Genomic DNA, 15,122 nt, shown 5'->3' with positions numbered 1-15,122 from the left:
CCGGGGTGGCCGGGGCCGCTCGGGTGGCAATTCGCGCGGCGATGACCGCGAGCGTGACTCGCGCGGGCGCTTCATGAGCGACGACGACGACCGGGGCCGGGGTCGCTCGGGCGGCAATTCGCGTGGCGATGACCGCGAACGCGACTCGCGCGGGCGCTTCATGAGCGACGATGACGACCGGGGCCGGGGTCGCTCGCGCAGCGATGACCGCGACTCGCGCGGGCGTTCGGATGACGAGGATCGCGGGCGCGGCGGCAGCCGGTCTCAGGGCCGCTATGATGATGACGACCGGCGCTCGTCGCGGGGCCGGGGCGACGACGACCGCCGCGATCATGGTCAGGGCGGCTGGTTCGGCGATTCCGAAGGCCATGCCGAGGCCTCGCGTCGCGGTTGGGATCACCGCCGCGAGGATGATCGCGGCTCGGGCAGCCGTGCCTCGCGGCGCGACGACGACGACGACCGCCGGTCCTCACGCGGGCGCGATGATGACGACCGCCGGTCCTCGCGCGGGCGCGATGACGATGACCGCCGCGATCACGGCCAGGGCGGCTGGTTTGGCGATTACGAAGGCCATTCCGAAGCGTCGCGCCGTGGCTGGGACAACCGCCGCCGCTGATCACGCCCCGGAGGGCGGCGCATCCCGCGCCGTCCTCTCCTTCCCGACAGCAGCCCTCAAGGGGTTGAAACACAAAGGATTATATCATGAATGACATTCGCTCGCACTATCTGGCCTGGCTCCGTGATGCTCATGCGATGGAAGAACAGGCGCTGACGATGATGCGCGGCATGGTCTCGCGTCTGGAGCATTACCCCGAGCTGAGCGCCCGCATCGAGCAGCATATCGCCGAGACGGAAGATCAGGCCGGGGCGCTGCGCGATCTGCTCGACAGCCGCGATACCAGCACCTCCATGCTCAAGGATGCGATGGGCAAGATGGCTGCCACCGGGCAGGCCCTCAGCGGTCTCTTTGCCGCAGATGAGGTCGTGAAGGGCGGCATGGCCAGCTATACCTTCGAGCATATGGAGATCATCGCCTACAAGGTTCTGATCGCCACCGCCCGGCAACTGGGCGACACCGCCGCCCTCAGCGTGTTCGAGCGCAATCTGGCGGAAGAGCAGGCCATGGCCGATTGGCTGCTGGCCCATATGGAAGAAACCACGCGCGCCTTCCTGACCCGCGATGCTGCCGACCTTCCGGCGGGCCGCTGACCGTCGCCGCTGAGCATCGCTGGTGACTCTCGCCGGTGGGTGGGGCCGTGCTGCGCCGCTTGCCCTTCTTGTTGAAGGCCGCGCGCAGGCGGGCCCCACCCGCCGCTTTCAATGCTGCCCCGGCAGCGCCCCTGAAACGGAGATCGAAGTCATGAAACACCTGCTTTTGACCACCCTCCTGACCACCACGCTCGGCGTCACCGCCGTGCAGGCCCAGACCGACAGTTCCACCCCGGAGACCGGGACGAACCAGACCGGCACCACGCAGGACGGCACTGCCGGCAGTGGCACCGCGACGACGGGGGCAGAGACCCCCTCGACCGCGATGATCGAAGCCCCGATGATCGAGCCGCCCGAGGGCTTTGAGCGGCAGGATCTGGCGCTGACCGCCGAGGATGTGCTGGGTGCCACCCTCTATGACGCCACAGGCGATGCCATTGGCGATGTGCATGATCTGGTGCTGGACAAGACCGCCCTGGGCGGCAGCGCTCCGGCCATGTCCGATGGCGCGGCGGGCAGCACGGCGGAGGCCCCGACGGGCACCCCCGCCGCCCCGGCCACGCCCGCGCCAGATGCCGGGGCAGAGGCCACCGCGCCCGACGGCTCGGGGTCGGATATGGCGGGGGATGCCAATTCCGGCGCCACCAGTGCCGAGACCGGCGCCGCAACCGGCACCACCGATCCGGCGCTCGCCCCGCAGGGCATGGGCAAGCCGGGCGCCGACCAGCTGGAAAGCGTCGGCAAGGCCACCCATGCCGTGCTGGATATTGGCGGCTTTCTGGGCATCGGGGAACATCGCGTGGCCGTGCCGATTGCCGATTTGCAGATCTATCGCAGCGACAGCGAAACCCGCGTCTACCTGCCCTGGACCCGCGATCAGCTGAACGCCCTGCCGACCTTCATCGAGAACGACCCCTCGACGCTGGGCCGCTCCACCCTGCCGGTCCAGAACTGACCGTCACCCGATCCGTCTGGGCCGACCCCGTTGCAGGGTGTCGGCCCCTTCGCATTCATCAATCTCGAAAGGTATCCCTCGCCATGGCCCATGATCCCAAAACCCCGGCACAGCAAGACCCCGCCAGCCTGCGCCAGGTGGCGCCCAATGTCATCGACCAGCGCCAGCAGCAGATCGACCCGGCCGGGCAGCATCGCCGCGACCCCGATGCACGGCCCGATACCAACACCAAACAGCCGGGCAATCTGCCGCCCGCGCGGCCCTGAGCTTGCGCGGCCAGCCTGCGGCGCGCGCGCCCCACAGGCGCGCGCCCTGAATGGTCTTGGAAGGCGGAAGGGCGGGCGTCAGCGCAGCTGCGGCAGCACCCGCGCGCCGAAGGCCTCGATGAAGGCCTCCTGATTGCGCCCGACGCAATGCAGGTGCAGCGTGGCCTCCAGCCCCAGCAGATCCGCGATCCAGGCGGCGTGCTGATCCAGATCGGCCGAAATCGCCAGATCGCGGCACAAATCCTCGTCACGCAGCTGATTGGCAGCCAGATCAAAGTCTTGGGGGCGGGACAGCATCTGGTTCACCGCGCCGCCGATCATCACCGGCGCCCATTGATCCGCCGCTTCGGCCAGCGCCGTTTCATAGGTATCGGCCCAGGACAGCGCATGCTGGATATGCACCGGCTTGCCCGCCCCGCCATTCTCGCGAAAGGCCGTGACGACCCGCGCCACCTTTTCCACATCGCCGCCCACGGTCAACAGACCATCGGCCCAGCCCGCCACTTCGGCGGCGGTCTCCGGGCTGATGGCGGCGGCGTAAAGCGGCAGCGGCACCGCCGGGCGGCTGTAGAGCCGCGCGCCGATGACGGTGACCCGGCCCCGATGCGTCACCTCCTCGCCGCGAAACAGCGCGCGCATCACCTCGGCGCATTCGGCAAGACGGGCGTTGCGCTCGGCCTTGTCGGGCCAGGGCAACCCGGTGATCGCCTCGTTCAGCGCCTCGCCGCTGCCCAGGGCCAGCCACAGCCGCCCCTCATACATCTCTGCCAGCGTCGCCGCCGCCTGCGCCAGCACGGCGGGGTGGTAGCGATAGCCGGGGGCCGAGATCATGCCCAGCGACAGCGGCGGCGTCGCCTCCAGCACCGCCCCCGCCCAGGCCCAGGCAAAGCCCGATTGGCCCTGCCTTTCGCTCCAGGGATGGAAATGATCCGAGGATTTCAGGCAATCGAACCCGGCCTCTTGGGCCTTGCGGCAAAGTCGCAGCAGCTCGGAGGGGGCGAATTGTTCATGCGAGGCGTGATAGCCGATCATGACCATCAAAAAGATCCTTCTGGCAGGCGGGCGGCGGCCACCGGGTCCGCGCCGGATCGTCCTTGTGCGGCCTTGGCCCCGGCAGCGTTTACGGCAGCGTTTCCAACTGGGTTTTCGGCAGGGCTTTCGGCTGGGATGGAGGCATGTTCCCGCACTTGCGGCGCGGGTGGTGCGGTGGGGTCGAAATCGGAAGTCCCGAGGGCAGGCCGGGCGCAGACGGCGATGATGGCCGCCACAAGATCGGCGGGATCATCCAGCGCGGCGGTCGGCGGCGCCTGCCCGGTGCAATTGATGGCATTGCTCCAGAAGGGCGTGTCCACCGCGCCGGGCATCAGGGTGCTGACCGCAATGTGTGGGTGCAGCCCTTCCAGCCGCAGCTCCTCATTCAGCGACCGCCCGAGGCTTTGGACGGCGGCCTTGGTCGCCGCATAGGTGGCCTGCATCGCCACCGGCGCCTCACTGCCCGCCGCGCCCAGATTGATCAAAAGCCCCGAGCCCTGCCGGCGGAACTGCGCCAGCGCCACATGGGTGCCCAACATCACGCCGGTCAGGTTGGTGTCGATCAGCCGGGCCTGATCCTCGGGCGGAAGATCCCAAAAGAACCCCAGGGCGCCCGCGCCGAAACTGTTGATCCAGATGTCGATCCGGCCGAATTCGGCCACTGCCGCCTCGGCCAGCGCGGCCACATCGGCAAGGCGGGTGGCATCGCAGCGCTCGGCGATGGCGATGCCACCACGCTCGCGGATCCGCAGCTCGTGATGGATCAGCACATCCTGTCGCCGCCCCGCCAGCACGACCCGCGCGCCCGCCTGGGCCAGCTGTTGCGCCACGCCCTGCCCGAGGCCCCCCGAGGCCCCCAGCACGACGACAACCTTGTCTGAAAAATCCGGATTCTGTGTCATGCCCCCACAACCCGGCCCCGGTGGGAAAGTTCCCGCCCGCAGCCTCTCTGCCCGTCTTTTCGGCTTTTCCCTCCGGCACTGCGCCCGCCGCCCTGCGCGGCGGAACAAAGCGGCCCCTGCCTGCGTTGAGGGCCGACGCATCAAAGGATTTGCCCCTCATGCCCTCCTCCTCCCCTTCCTCCCAGTCTGATCCGCGCCCCGCTTTCGCCCCGCTGGATGGCGCCCCCCCTCCGTCACCCGGCGCCGAGGCCCTGGCAGATGGCACCCGCTTCGCGCTGTGGAGCAGCGTTGCCACCCGGGTAGAGCTGGTGCTGTATGACCCGTCCGGCCAGCACGAGCAGTTTCGCGGTGACCTCCCGGAATGCGAAGGCGGGCTGTGGCACGGCTTCCTGCCCAAGATCGGGCCGGGCCAGCTTTATGGCTACCGCGTCCATGGCCCCTATGCGCCCGAGGACGGCCATCGCTGCAACCCGGCGAAATTGCTGCTGGACCCCTATGCCAAGGCGGTCTCGGGGGCGGTGATCTGGGATGATGCGCTGTTTGGCTACCCGGTGGGGCAGGACCACCGGCAGATCGACACCCGCGATTCCGCGCCCTTCATGCCCAAGGCCGTCGTCACCGCAGGCCGCGACGCAGAGGCCGCCTCCGCCCGAAACAAGGGCCTGCCCCGGCACCGCTGGACCGACAGCCTGATCTGGGAGGCCCATGTGCGCGGCGCCACCATGCGCCATCCGGGCGTGGCCGAAGCCGACCGGGGCCGGTTTCGGGGTCTGGCCAGCCCCGCCCTGATCGACCATCTGCGCCGCATCGGGGTGACAACGGTCGAACTGCTGCCGGTGCAGGGCTTCTTGCAGGACCGGCATTTGCTGGAACAGGGCCTGCGCAATTACTGGGGCTACAACACCCTGACCTTCTTTGCCCCCGAACCCGCCTATGGCGATCTGGCCGAGATGCAGGAGATGGTCTCCCGCCTGCATGAGGCCGGAATCGAGGTGATCCTCGATGTGGTCTACAACCACAGCTGCGAGGGCAACGAGATGGGGCCGACCCTGTCCTTTCGCGGCATCGACAACGCCGCCTATTACCGGCTGGCTGAGGACAAGGCCCATTGCTTCGATGTGACCGGCACCGGCAATACGCTGAACATGGCGCATCCGATGGTGGTGCGTCTGGTGCTGGATTCGCTGCGCTATTGGGCCGGCGAGGTCGGCGTTGACGGCTTCCGCTTCGATCTGGCCAGCACCCTGGGCCGGGGTCAGACCCTGTTCGAGCGCGACGGCGCCTTTCTGACCGCCCTGTGCCAGGACCCGCTGCTGTCGCAGCGCAAGCTGATCGCCGAGCCCTGGGATCTGGGCGAGGATGGCTATCAGCTGGGCGGCTTTCCCTGGCCCTTCCGGGATTGGAACGACAAGGCGCGCGATGACATGCGGGCCTTCTGGCGCAAAGACCCCGCACTGGCCGCGCGCCTTGCGCCGCGGCTGCTGGGATCGCCGCGCCAGTTCGATCATTCGTCGCGGCCCGCCACCTCCTCGGTCAATTTTCTGGCCGCCCATGACGGCTTCACCCTGTGGGATGTGGTCTCCTTTCAGGAACGCCACAACGCGGCAAATGGCGAAGACGGCGCAGACGGCCATGACAACAACCTGTCGGACAATCTGGGGGCCGAAGGGCCCAGCGACGATCCGCAGATCGAGGCCGCCCGCAAGCGCCGGGTCAGCGCCATGCTGGCGACGCTGCTGCTGTCGCAGGGGGTTCCCATGCTGCTGGCGGGCGATGAATTCGGCAACAGCCAGGGCGGCAACAACAATGGCTATGCCCAGGATAACGAAATCACCTGGCTGCACTGGGACGAGGCCCGCGACGATCTGGTTTCGGTGGTGGCCGATCTGATGGCTTTCCGCCGCGAGGCGGGCGGCCTTGCCGCGCTGCATTTCGCCACCGAAGAACCCGAGGACGGGCGGCCGACTGTCCGCTGGCTGCATCCGCGCGGCGATGCGATGACCGAGGAGGATTGGCAGGATGAGGGGCTGCGCTGCTTTGGCCTGCACCTTGACCTGCCGGGCCGGGGGCCGCTTTTGCTGCTGCTGAACGCGGGCGACGATGCGCGCTTTGCCTTGCCCGAAGGCGCGTGGCGCAAACGGATCGACACCACCCTTTCGCCGGTGGCCTGCGATGACCCCTGCGAGGGCGAGATCGACCTGGGCTGGCAGTCGGTGCAGGCCTTCTGCCGCGCCTGAACGCCCGGTCCAAGCAAAACGGGTCCAAAGAAGGCGGGCCCAAAGAAAACGGCCCCGGAGAGGCTCCGGGGCCGTTTCTGTTCGGGGGGGGGTGCTGCGCCAGCCGGGGGGACGGCGGATCAGCTGCGGGTGCCGCGCGGGCGGCCATGCTGCGGCGGATCGCTGGCCACTACCGGCCCGCCCTGTTCCGCATAGGCACCGCGCTCCGCGCCCGCCCCGAACTCCGCACCGGCCTCAAAGCCCGCGCCGGAAGCCATGCGGCTGCCGGTCTCCTGCATTTCCTGCTCGGCCTGCTGCCAGTGCCGGTCGGCGCAGCCCTCCGGGCAGCCCTCGCTTTGCCACAGCGCATAAGCCCGCTGGCGGATGGTATCCTGATGGTTTTCGGCCTGGGCCATGAGATCCTCCATAAGCAAATTGTCTCACACTGCATAAAGATCCGGGGCGGGCATTTGTTCCCGCGCCGCGCTGGCAATTGCGTGATCGGCCGCGTCGCGCGGCATGACCCAAAGCTGGAACCACGGATGCCCGCTGCCCGGCGCGCGCATGTGATAGATCGGGCGCAGCGCGCCCGGGTCCGACCAGGACGAGCTGCCATCCAGACAGAAGGCCGCCTGCACCGTGCCCAGAACGCAGGGCCATTGCACCCACAACGCCCTGGCGCCGATGACCCGCGTTTCTGCCGGGGCTGCCGGGCCAGAGCGCCACAGCGGCATCAGCGTCTCGCGCCGCAGCGTCAGCAGCCGGGCCGTCTCTGCCCGCCAGGACGGCGCCTCCAGCGGCAGCCGCGCATAGGGATCGCAGCTGGCCCAGATGGCGGGGTCCATCGGGTCCACCATCTCGGCGGCAAAATCCGGGATGTCCTCATGCTGCCGGATCCGGCCCTGCCGCATCTCGCTGGCCTGCGGTTCGGGAAAATCGGCCAGCCAGGGGAAGGGCGCCTCCGAGCCGCATTCCTCGCCGATCAGCAGCAGCGGCGTGAAGGGCGCCGTCAGCAACAGCGCATGGGCGACCAAGGCCTTCTCATGCCCGGCAAGGCTGACCAGCCGGCTGCCCTTGGCGCGATTGCCGGCCTGATCATGGTTGCAGTTGAAATTGACAAAGCAGCGCCAGGGCAAATGCCCCGAAGGCTCGCCCTTCACCTCGCCCCCCGCCGGGCGCGGCTGGCCCTGCAAGACAAAGCCGTCGCGCAAGGCCGTCGCCAGATCATCCAGCGGGTCCGCCGCAAAGGCGGCGTAATGCAGGAAGGTTTCCCCCGTCAGCAGCACATGCATGGCATGGTGGTAATCGTCATTCCATTCCCCGTCATACAGCCGCGCCTCGGGCTGATGCAGCGCGGTGATGTTGCGCTTGTCCTCGGTCATCAGATGCAGCTGCCGCTCCGGCAGCCGCGCCCGCAGCGTCTGCGCCAGCTCCACCAGATAATGCGGGTTGCTGTCATCCTGGATCTGGTCGATGGCATCCAGCCGCAGCCCGTCAAAGCCGTAATCCTCCAGCCAGCCGAGGGCGCATTGCGTGAAATAGGCGCGCACGGCGGGCTGGGCAAAATTGATCGCCTGCCCCCATTCGGTCTGCGCGGCGGTAAAGAACTCGGGGCAGATCTGCGGCAGCGGGCATCCCAGCGGGCCGAAATGGTTGAACACCACATCCAGAATGATCGACATGCCCAGCTCATGCGCGCGGTCGATCAAGGCGCAAAGATCGGCGGGGCTGCCATAGGGCGAGAAGGGCGCATGGGGCAGGGCCACATCATAGCCCCAGCCCATCCGGCCCGGAAACGCCCCGATCGGCATCAGCTCCAGCGTGGTGATCCCCATCTCTGCCAGCGCGGCCAGATGCTCCGACCGCGCCGCAGCGGCAAAGGTGCCTTCCGGGGTAAAGGTGCCGATATGCAGCTCCGAGATGACGGTATCGGCATAGGGCCGCCCCGGCCAGTCCGCCCGGTTCTGGCGCAGCGCTTGCGGATCGACCAGCAGGGCAGGCCCGTCCACCCCGTTCAAAAGCTGGCGCGCCGCCGGATCGACAAGGCGCACCCCGTCCACCACAAGGGAATAGGCATCCCCGGCGCGGGCGGGCTGCACCGTGCGGAACACATCCGCGCCATCGCGCTGCATCGGGTGCAACTGGCCGTCCAGCTCCAGGCTGACCGTGCGGGCGCCAGGGGACCAGAGGGCAAAGCTCCAGCTGCCATCCCCTTCGGGCAAGGCCCCCCAAAAGCGCGTCCCGGCCCGATCCGTGGCCGCAGCGCGGGCCGGGTCAAGCGGGGCATCGGCAGGGCCAGCATCCGGGCGGGCATTCGTATGGGCGATTTCGTTCATGACATCCCTCGCGTTAAGGCCCAGATGCAACCCTGCGCGGGCCAAAGTGTTCCCCGAAGTTTCTGTGTCCCGCGCCCCCGCCACGGCCTGCGGAACCGGCGGGGGAAGGGGGCGTTGGTTCCGGCGGCGCCGCAATGGCGGCGCATGCCAAGGAGCCGAGCCCATGCCCGACCAACCCCCAGACCACAGCCCCGACGAAGCCCCGGCCCTGCCCGCCGCCCTGACCTCGGACCTGGCGCTGGAAAGCCGCCTGCTGGCCCATCGCGCCTTTCTGGCCTTTCTGGTGTCGCGCCTGCCGCCCCCCGATCAGGCTGCCATCCGCGACTGGCTGCAAGACCGTCAAATCCTGCGCGACGGGCAGGAAGACCCCGGCGCCGTCGAGGCTGACCGCAGCCCCGAAGACCCGGCGCGCGGCGCGCTGGCGATGGCGGATGAGTATCAACGGCTGTTGCAGCGCCTGCCCGACGCCCCATTCCCCGATCCGCAGATGCCCGGGCAGAACGGGGCGTGACCAACGCAAAACCCCCGGCGGCCGAGGCCTCCGGGGGCGCCCTTGATGTGATCGGGCCGTGCCTCAGGGTTTGAGCCAGACCCGGAAGGCCGAGATTTCGGCGGCACTCCGCGTCATGATCACCGCCGGGGGCCCGGAGCGGCCCGCAGGCCCGCCCAAAATCGCCCCGGTCGCCATGGCCATCACCTTGAGCGGATCGGTTTTCGGCGCCAGTTGCACCGGCACCAGCCGCCGCCGCTCTGCCGCCCGCCGCGCCAGCATCGCCGCCGATACCAGCACCGTGCCCTGCTCGGTGCGGCGGAACCAGCGCGCATCCTCCGCCGGGTCTTCGCCGATCACCAGCCCCGCCGGAAGCTGTGTGTCGGGGGCCACCAGCACGCGCTTCAGCCGCATTCCCGGCCCCGGCCTTGCGCCGGGCAGCAGAACACTTTCCTCAAGCAACGCCGTGGGCGGCACGCGCGGCACCGAGGGCAGCAGCAGGTCCACCACCGCGCTGCCCAGCGAGGACAACCGGCCAGCGCCAGCCCCCGTCTGGGCGCCCGCCGTCGGGCCGGGAAGGGCACAGGGCGGCGGAAATCCCGTCAGGTCCAGAATGGTCTCGCGCAGCGCATCCAGCGTGCCGACATCGCGCCAATAGGCCGTGGCCCGGTTGCGCGGCGCCGGAAACACCCAGCATTGTGCCAGCCCGGTCGCCACGGCGGCGGGCAGAATGTCATGCCCAAAATCCACCCCGTTTTCCGCCCGCGCCATCGCCTTGCCCAGCACCTCGCGCAGCCAGCGCCAATCCGCGACATAAACCCCCATCGAGACCAGCGCCTGATCGGGCTGGTCGCGGCTGGCGCGCGGGCGGATCGGCTTTTCAGCAAAGGCCCGGATCGGGCTTGCGCTGCCCGCCGTCGCCTCGGCATCCACCACGCCAAAGGCCTGCGCCTGCGCCAGCGGCACATGAGTCACTGCCACCGTGATCGCCGCATCCGAGGCCCGATGCGCCCGGATCAGCGGGCCATAATCCATCTCATAGACATGATCTCCCGACAGGATCAGCAGATCATCCGGCGCCAGCGCGTCGATCTCGGCGCTGTTGGCCGCCACGGCATGTCCGGTGCCCAGATAGCCGCCTTGCGTCATGTCGGCGCCGTCGCGCAGCCGCAACCCGCCCGGAAAGGCGGCATTCCAGCGATGCCCCAAATGCCGCTGAAGCGTTTTCGGGCAATATTCCGTCGCCACGATTGCCCGCTGCAACCCGCTGCGCATCAGGTTCGCCATGGTGAAATCAATCATCCGCAGCGCCTGCCCGCTCTGGACCAGCAGCGGCAGCGCCGGTTTGGCCTCGGCCTCGGTCAGTTCGAACAGGCGACTGCCCCGCCCCCCCGCCAACAGCACCGGCAGAACCGAGGACAAGCCAAGGGCCGGAGACAAGGCAAGGGCAGCAGGGGTCTCGGGCACGGATTGCACTGGCATGAGCGTGGTCTCCTTTGAAATCGGCAGCTTCAATATTGCCCCCGCGCTGACCGGCGCCGGAGGATGCGGCCTGCCCGGAAGGCGCAGCCGCAGGGATTGCGAAAGTCGTCAAGCGCGCCGCGCGCCTCGGGCAGATCACCGCCCCCGGCCGCGCGTCACGTCCTCAAGTCGTCACAAGCGCGGGCCATCCGCCCGCAGCATCTGCGCCAGACCCCGGCTCCAGCCGGTTTCCCGCGCCCGGTTGGGGCGCAGATAAACCCAGTTGAGCAGCCCCGCAGGCACGCCAAGCACCAGCCCGGCCACCCCGGCCACGACAAAGGCCCAGATGCTGACATATCCCAGCGACAGGGCGCCGATCAAAACCGCCCCGGCCACCGAAAACACCCACAGATGCACAAGCAGGATGCGAAGATAGGGAACCATATCCGCCTCCTCTCAATGCCGGTGTTCGGGCAGCGCCAGCAGATGTTCCCGGGTCCAGGCGGTCACGCCATGAACCTGCCCATGCACATCGCGCATCAGGTTCAGCTGATCGACACTGACCAGCACCGGCTTCGAGACCAGCCCCAGAAACTCGCCCACATCAATGACAATATCGGTCACTGCCCCGGCACCATGCACATGGGAAATCGTGCCGATCTTGTAATCGTCCACCCCGTAAATCGGCGCGCCTTCAAGGTTGGTCTGGTTGATCTCCTGCCGGGTCAACGTGCTGTGTTTGCTATGGTCCATCCTGACCTCCTCAACGATCGGGCGTGAAGCGCCTGTTGTCTGCGTTGAAACCGGCGAGAGGCGGTTTGGTTCCAGACGCTGCGCCGCAGCCACGCCACTGCCGCAAGGGCACGCAGCGCTCCGAAAGCCGTGAGGGCAGCCCGCCGAGGGCAGGCCTATTTCGGCTCCAGCAAGAAGGTAAAGGCGCAGGGCGGGAAGGTATGATACTCGCCCGATGCGATCATCACCCGCGCTAGGGTCACGGCATCTTGCAGCAGGGCATTTGCCAAGGGACGCAAGCGATTGGCCACATTGCCCGTGCCCCGAATGGTCAAGGGCGGCACCGGCGCGCCCTTCATCACCGCATTCATCAGCAAGGTCTGAAAATCGGGCGGAAGCGCCAGCGCACCGCCCAGCGTGGGCAATTCCTTGAGATCGGCAAAAGAGGCGTTGCCGTTGTTCAGCACACGGTTCAGCAACATGGTAATGGTGTTGTTCACAAAGACCTGCACCGTGCGGGCATTGTTGGCCAGGGCCAGAATATCACCCAGCACGGCGACCCTCGGCCCCAAAGCCTGCCGGTCCAGCGTAAAAAGAACCGGAAGCGGTTTCATCTTGGGCGAATAGGTATTTTGCGTAATGGGCATCGGCCCCGGCGAAACGCCGGTCGAGGCACTGGGATTTGCAACGGCAGGCGGCATGGATTGCCCGCCCCAGGCCAAAAGATCCGCCAGGAATGGCACCATGCGGCTGCGGGCCTGCATGGAATTGAGGATCTCATCTTTGACATGAACCGCGCGGATCGGCACATTTGCCGCGGTAGACAGCGTGCCCCCCGCCTGACGCGCGGTATTCGCATGCAGGCCCGCCGCATTATAGGTGGTGCAGCGGATGCGCAATTCGGGCTTGACGATCCGCGCGGCAATGGCCGCCGCCGAGGCCAGCCCGCCGCCCAGGGAATGCCCGGTGATGATCAGCCGATTGTTCCAATTGGCCGTTGCATCAGCCGCCGCCCGCTTTCCAGCCTTGATCGCTTCGGTATATTGCGGCGTCGTCCGCCCAAGCCCCTGCGCAAAGTTGACTGCCCAATCGCCATTCTGGCCGTAATACAATGTGGCGTCCAAAGTCCAGTTCAGGTCAATATCCACATTGAACAGCATCGGCCCGTCAATGCTATATTGCGTCCGGCCCACCGCGCGGGTGAACAGGGATTGCTTTCTCAATCCGCTGGCATTCATCTGCGCCATGGTTTTTCCGGCATAGGCCGCCGCCGCCGAAAATGTGCGGTCAACGGCAAACGGGCCGGAAATATCGCCCCCGCCGCCCATCGGAACATCGACAAAATAGGTGCCATTCAGGCGCACCGAGGCTGCCAATTCCGCGAAATCTTCGGGCTCGCTGTCGCTGCCCCGAAACACCAAAGCAGGCGGACAGACCGAGTTCCGGTCCTTCTTTGCAGCATCGCGCGGCGCATAAAAGGCACAACGAAAGCCATCAGCCTTCTTGATCTCCCACAGCTTTTCCCAATAGCGCTTGTTCAGCGCATATTGTTTTGCCAGCTCCGGGGCGACATGATTTTTGGGCGTGTCGTAAATATCGAGGTTCAGCATGCCCGCATAGCGCATGCACTTATCCGAGATTTCGGCGCCCTTGATGGTGGTGGACCCGCCGCTCATTGCCAGCGCTCATGCCCGGTCTGATTGTCATTCGTGACCCGCTGATCCTCATCCGGCGGAGATCGGATTTCATCCGGCGCCAGGAAAAAGCCGCCAATCCCGTCGGGCACTGGCGTTGCCAGAACGCTCGCGATGGCGGGTGTCGGCGTCTGCCCTGTCTGCTCAAGAACTAGGGGCAGCAGGCGTTGCAACAACCAGATGATGTGAAGGTTCTCCGGCCCTGTGCTGCCCACATATTGCGAGGCGGTTTGATCGTAAAGCTCCAGAAGGCGCTTGTTTTGCTCTGCCGTCCCGTTGCGATAAAATCCCAGACGCGCCACGCGAAACGTGACTTCCAGAACTTGCGGATTGGCATTTGCATTGAACTCGGCGAAGGATTCGCCGTAATAGACACTGCCATCCGAATTGGTGCCCTCGGCAGGGGCTTGCCACGGATCAGCACCGGCTTGCAGCAGCAGAATGATACCTTCCAGATTGGCAATCGGAGCGGTCTGCAAAAGGCTTCTGGAGCCATAGGCCGGGTTCGACGCGAAATTGACCTCTCCACCCGCCGAAAGCCAGAGCGACAGCAAGGCATTGCCCCGGCTGTAATCTGGAAACCAGACCAGATCGCCCGGCTCCTCCATATCCAAAGCCGCAAATGGCATTTCATTTTCATTATAATGAATGTCCGCCCCTGTCGCAATCAAAGCCGCAGCCGCTGCCACATTGCGGGTTTGAGTGGCCTGACGCAATAAGCTATGGCCCGCCATGGGCATCACATCCGGCATGGGCTGCGACCAGCTTTGGTTCAGGGTCTCAGCCCCAAGTGCCGCCAGCATTTCGGCAGAGGGCACCTCGCCCGCCATGATAATCCGCGCGACATCCAGCACGGTTTCAGGTGCATCGGGGAAATTTCTTGCCAACTCCTCGGTCATCTGCGCGGCCCTCTCTGCTTCAATCGCTAGTGTATCGGCGGTGGTCTGCCCGCTCGCCCGCCCGGCCTCGGAAAAGGGCGCTATCCGCCACGTTAAAAAAGCGGCGGCAATCAGAAACACCGCGACAGTCAGGATGCGCGATCTTCCCGTCATCAATTGATCTTTACCAGATCGGCCAGCAAGGTGATCAACGCATCCGCCGTCACGTGAATTTTCTTGGCGTTTACGGTGATGACGCCGTTATCCTCCATCACGATGCGCGTCTGGCCGCAAATCAGGGTGATGCGATCCCCCGCGTCGATCACGATTTCTTTCCCGACGGTCAGATCATAATTCTTTTTGACATCGCTGACCTTATTGCCTTTCACCGCCTCATCATGATTGGCGCCGACCGTCTGAAGTTTGTTCTGTTCGACACTGATCATGAGATCGCCGGTGCCGGGCTCCGACCCTGCCGGGCCAAAGCGGTCGGGAATGCGCGGCAGGCCTTCGGGGTAATCTTTGGCACCCGCCGGGGTGATGGAATTGCGATTGCCGGGGCCAACGCGCAATTCCATATTGCCATCGACAACTTGCAGAAGGTTGTTCTCAATCTCGCTGGCCTTGTTATGGCCAACGCTTTCCACCTTGTTCACATTGACGCGCTCGGATTGATTGTTTTCGATCTTTGTATTCCGGTCTTTCTGACCATGCACAAAAATCTCTTCCTTGCCCTTTTCATCCTCAAACCGCAGCTCGTTAAAACCTCGGCCCTGATGGGTCTTGGTCTTGAAGGTGGACCGCGTTTTATTGGCGGGCAGGTCATAGGGCGGCATATTGGCGGCGTTATACACGCACCCCGTGACCAGCGGTTGATCCGGGTCGCCGTCCAGAAACTCCACCACCACTTCCATGCCGATGCGCGGGATCACCATGCCGCCCCAGCCGTTG

The 15,122-nt window shown here is 66.3% G+C and carries 16 protein-coding genes; 6 read left to right on the top strand and 10 right to left on the bottom strand.

All coding sequences use genetic code 11. The features are described 5' to 3' along the window. The 4 genes from JNN06_RS07360 to JNN06_RS07345 form a co-directional block, all read left to right on the top strand. Nucleotides 1-616, top strand: a 616-nt coding sequence (locus tag JNN06_RS07360; RefSeq protein ID WP_291238948.1) for a hypothetical protein, incomplete at its 5' end; no start/stop codon positions are given. An 86-nt stretch (nucleotides 617-702) separates the two neighbouring features. Beyond that, on the top strand, nucleotides 703-1,209 hold the full coding sequence (locus tag JNN06_RS07355; protein ID WP_291238947.1) for a DUF892 family protein: 507 nt from the start codon (nucleotides 703-705) through the stop codon (nucleotides 1,207-1,209). A gap of 151 nt (nucleotides 1,210-1,360) precedes the next feature. After that, nucleotides 1,361-2,164: a hypothetical protein gene (locus tag JNN06_RS07350; protein WP_291238946.1), complete on the top strand. Its 804-nt coding sequence runs from the start codon at nucleotides 1,361-1,363 to the stop codon at nucleotides 2,162-2,164. An 83-nt stretch (nucleotides 2,165-2,247) separates the two neighbouring features. Beyond that, nucleotides 2,248-2,430, top strand: a complete 183-nt coding sequence (locus JNN06_RS07345) for a hypothetical protein (protein ID WP_291238945.1) — start codon at nucleotides 2,248-2,250, stop codon at nucleotides 2,428-2,430. A 78-nt stretch (nucleotides 2,431-2,508) separates the two neighbouring features. Here JNN06_RS07345 and JNN06_RS07340 read toward each other — a convergent pair whose 3' ends face one another. Then, nucleotides 2,509-3,468 carry a TIGR03885 family FMN-dependent LLM class oxidoreductase gene (locus tag JNN06_RS07340; protein WP_291238944.1) on the bottom strand — a complete coding sequence of 320 codons (960 nt, stop codon included), beginning with the start codon at nucleotides 3,466-3,468 and terminating at the stop codon, nucleotides 2,509-2,511. Continuing rightward, on the bottom strand, nucleotides 3,468-4,364 hold the full coding sequence (locus tag JNN06_RS07335) for an SDR family oxidoreductase (protein WP_291238943.1): 897 nt from the start codon (nucleotides 4,362-4,364) through the stop codon (nucleotides 3,468-3,470). The genes JNN06_RS07340 and JNN06_RS07335 overlap by 1 nt, the downstream gene beginning before the upstream one ends. Nucleotides 4,365-4,522: 158 nt before the next feature. On the opposite strand from JNN06_RS07335, the gene glgX reads away from it, so the two are divergent. Further along, the gene (gene glgX / locus JNN06_RS07330; RefSeq protein WP_291238942.1) at nucleotides 4,523-6,601 is read left to right on the top strand and encodes a glycogen debranching protein GlgX; all 2,079 of its coding nucleotides are present in this window, start codon (nucleotides 4,523-4,525) and stop codon (nucleotides 6,599-6,601) included. Nucleotides 6,602-6,720: 119 nt separating this feature from the next. On the opposite strand, the gene JNN06_RS07325 is transcribed toward glgX, so the two are convergent. Together JNN06_RS07325 and JNN06_RS07320 are read right to left on the bottom strand one after the other, a co-directional pair. Then, a complete protein-coding gene (locus tag JNN06_RS07325; protein WP_291238941.1) occupies nucleotides 6,721-6,996 on the bottom strand; it encodes a DUF2934 domain-containing protein in 276 nt (91 codons plus the stop codon). A 24-nt stretch (nucleotides 6,997-7,020) separates the two neighbouring features. Continuing rightward, nucleotides 7,021-8,916: an alpha-amylase family glycosyl hydrolase gene (locus JNN06_RS07320; protein ID WP_291238940.1), complete on the bottom strand. Its 1,896-nt coding sequence runs from the start codon at nucleotides 8,914-8,916 to the stop codon at nucleotides 7,021-7,023. Nucleotides 8,917-9,079: 163 nt separating this feature from the next. Here JNN06_RS07320 and JNN06_RS07315 point away from each other — a divergent pair, with 163 nt between their 5' ends. Next, nucleotides 9,080-9,427 carry a hypothetical protein gene (locus JNN06_RS07315; protein WP_291238939.1) on the top strand — a complete coding sequence of 116 codons (348 nt, stop codon included), beginning with the start codon at nucleotides 9,080-9,082 and terminating at the stop codon, nucleotides 9,425-9,427. Between the two features lie 63 nt (nucleotides 9,428-9,490). Here JNN06_RS07315 and JNN06_RS07310 read toward each other — a convergent pair whose 3' ends face one another. The 6 genes from JNN06_RS07310 to JNN06_RS07285 form a co-directional block, all read right to left on the bottom strand. Then, nucleotides 9,491-10,888: a sugar phosphate nucleotidyltransferase gene (locus JNN06_RS07310; RefSeq protein WP_291238938.1), complete on the bottom strand. Its 1,398-nt coding sequence runs from the start codon at nucleotides 10,886-10,888 to the stop codon at nucleotides 9,491-9,493. Between the two features lie 171 nt (nucleotides 10,889-11,059). After that, nucleotides 11,060-11,311, bottom strand: a complete 252-nt coding sequence (locus JNN06_RS07305) for a hypothetical protein (protein ID WP_291238937.1) — start codon at nucleotides 11,309-11,311, stop codon at nucleotides 11,060-11,062. Between the two features lie 12 nt (nucleotides 11,312-11,323). Next, on the bottom strand, nucleotides 11,324-11,620 hold the full coding sequence (locus tag JNN06_RS07300) for a PRC-barrel domain-containing protein (RefSeq protein ID WP_291238936.1): 297 nt from the start codon (nucleotides 11,618-11,620) through the stop codon (nucleotides 11,324-11,326). A gap of 155 nt (nucleotides 11,621-11,775) precedes the next feature. Continuing rightward, on the bottom strand, nucleotides 11,776-13,275 hold the full coding sequence (locus JNN06_RS07295) for a hypothetical protein (RefSeq protein WP_291238935.1): 1,500 nt from the start codon (nucleotides 13,273-13,275) through the stop codon (nucleotides 11,776-11,778). Beyond that, nucleotides 13,272-14,345, bottom strand: coding sequence for a hypothetical protein (locus JNN06_RS07290; protein ID WP_291238934.1), 1,074 nt, complete (start codon nucleotides 14,343-14,345; stop codon nucleotides 13,272-13,274). Before JNN06_RS07290 ends, JNN06_RS07295 begins: the two co-directional genes overlap by 4 nt. Beyond that, the coding region (locus JNN06_RS07285) for a phage baseplate assembly protein V (RefSeq protein WP_291238933.1) at nucleotides 14,345-15,122 on the bottom strand (778 nt) is incomplete at its 5' end. The genes JNN06_RS07285 and JNN06_RS07290, both read right to left, overlap by 1 nt.

Origin of the sequence: Gemmobacter sp. (genome assembly GCF_016792925.1) — a bacterium.
Classification (GTDB): domain Bacteria; phylum Pseudomonadota; class Alphaproteobacteria; order Rhodobacterales; family Rhodobacteraceae; genus Gemmobacter.
Note: the sequence above shows the minus strand (reverse complement) of the source record. Positions and strands in the feature narration are given on the sequence as shown.

Excerpts from the sequence above, each read along its gene's own strand:
- JNN06_RS07355 (WP_291238947.1), top strand. The coding sequence starts at position 703 with ATGAATGACATTCGCTCGCACTATCTGGCCTGGCTCCGTGATGCTCAT.
- JNN06_RS07350 (WP_291238946.1), top strand. The coding sequence starts at position 1,361 with ATGAAACACCTGCTTTTGACCACCCTCCTGACCACCACGCTCGGCGTC.
- JNN06_RS07345 (WP_291238945.1), top strand. The coding sequence starts at position 2,248 with ATGGCCCATGATCCCAAAACCCCGGCACAGCAAGACCCCGCCAGCCTG.
- JNN06_RS07340 (WP_291238944.1), bottom strand. The coding sequence starts at position 3,468 with ATGGTCATGATCGGCTATCACGCCTCGCATGAACAATTCGCCCCCTCC.
- JNN06_RS07335 (WP_291238943.1), bottom strand. The coding sequence starts at position 4,364 with ATGACACAGAATCCGGATTTTTCAGACAAGGTTGTCGTCGTGCTGGGG.
- glgX (WP_291238942.1), top strand. The coding sequence starts at position 4,523 with ATGCCCTCCTCCTCCCCTTCCTCCCAGTCTGATCCGCGCCCCGCTTTC.
- JNN06_RS07325 (WP_291238941.1), bottom strand. The coding sequence starts at position 6,996 with ATGGCCCAGGCCGAAAACCATCAGGATACCATCCGCCAGCGGGCTTAT.
- JNN06_RS07320 (WP_291238940.1), bottom strand. The coding sequence starts at position 8,916 with ATGAACGAAATCGCCCATACGAATGCCCGCCCGGATGCTGGCCCTGCC.
- JNN06_RS07315 (WP_291238939.1), top strand. The coding sequence starts at position 9,080 with ATGCCCGACCAACCCCCAGACCACAGCCCCGACGAAGCCCCGGCCCTG.
- JNN06_RS07310 (WP_291238938.1), bottom strand. The coding sequence starts at position 10,888 with ATGCCAGTGCAATCCGTGCCCGAGACCCCTGCTGCCCTTGCCTTGTCT.
- JNN06_RS07305 (WP_291238937.1), bottom strand. The coding sequence starts at position 11,311 with ATGGTTCCCTATCTTCGCATCCTGCTTGTGCATCTGTGGGTGTTTTCG.
- JNN06_RS07300 (WP_291238936.1), bottom strand. The coding sequence starts at position 11,620 with ATGGACCATAGCAAACACAGCACGTTGACCCGGCAGGAGATCAACCAG.
- JNN06_RS07295 (WP_291238935.1), bottom strand. The coding sequence starts at position 13,275 with ATGAGCGGCGGGTCCACCACCATCAAGGGCGCCGAAATCTCGGATAAG.
- JNN06_RS07290 (WP_291238934.1), bottom strand. The coding sequence starts at position 14,345 with ATGACGGGAAGATCGCGCATCCTGACTGTCGCGGTGTTTCTGATTGCC.